This window comes from Microbacterium sp. LMI1-1-1.1 (assembly GCF_040815675.1).
Classification (GTDB): Bacteria; Actinomycetota; Actinomycetes; order Actinomycetales; family Microbacteriaceae; genus Microbacterium.
Window position 1 is genome coordinate 1 of sequence record NZ_JBFPNN010000014.1, and the last position, 765, is coordinate 765.

General features: G+C 70.7%; 3 protein-coding genes. All 3 read right to left on the reverse strand.

Annotation, left to right across the window (positions count from 1 at the left end):
* On the reverse strand, positions 1 to 296 hold a 296-nt coding region (locus MRBLMI1_RS16030), incomplete at its 3' end, for an NTP pyrophosphohydrolase (protein ID WP_367734516.1).
* The gene (locus MRBLMI1_RS16035) at positions 293 to 481 is read right to left on the reverse strand and encodes a DUF2273 domain-containing protein (protein ID WP_367734517.1); all 189 of its coding nucleotides are present in this window, start codon (positions 479 to 481) and stop codon (positions 293 to 295) included. The genes MRBLMI1_RS16030 and MRBLMI1_RS16035, both read right to left, overlap by 4 nt.
* A partial coding sequence (locus tag MRBLMI1_RS16040) for an Asp23/Gls24 family envelope stress response protein (protein ID WP_367734518.1) occupies positions 478 to 765 on the reverse strand: 288 nt, incomplete at its 5' end. The genes MRBLMI1_RS16040 and MRBLMI1_RS16035, both read right to left, overlap by 4 nt.

The following is a 765-nucleotide window of genomic DNA, read 5'->3' on the forward strand; positions in this document are numbered from 1 at the left end:
TGGATGCCGCGGGCGGCCTCGAGCACCGGGACGGTGGTGTTCACCGCGGGGGTGTCGTCCAGCCGGGGGATGGGAAATGGGGCGGACACGCGGACGATGACGGTGTCGCGGGATCCGGTGATGTCGATCTTCACGTCGGTGCGGTCGATGCCGATGGCGTCGGCGGCGGCTTGTTCGGCGGCTTTGCGGTAGACGCGGTCGGCGACGTCGATGCGGCCGTTCGCGGTGGCGGGCCCGGCGGACCCGGGACCCGCCGGGGCAGCGGGAGTCGCTGCCCCGGTGAGTGCGGTGGTCATGACGTGCTCCGCCCGGTGAAGGCGTTGACGACGTTGCGGATGTCGATCTGGCCCGACACCACACGGCCCACCACGGCGCCGATGGCGATGAACAGAGCGACCAGGATGAAGCCCCAGAAGCCGAAGATCAACGCGGAGACGGCCAGGACGAGGCCGGCCAGCGCGCCGGTCAGGGCCGGGCTCACTGGACGCGCTTGTCGTCGTCGTCGTTGTCGTCGTCGCCCGGGATGTGGACGTCGTTGACATCGACGTTGACCTCGACGACCTCGAGGCCGACCAGGCGGTGGATGGCGCCGGCGACGCGGTTGCGGACCTCGTCGGCGACGTCCTGGATCGGGGCGCCGTACTCGACCACGATCGTCACATCGGCCGCGGCCTGGGTCTCGCCGACTTCGACCTTCACACCCTGGGTCAGGTCGGTGGCGTTGATCGCATCGCGGATCGCACCCAGGGCACGGGCACCGCCGCC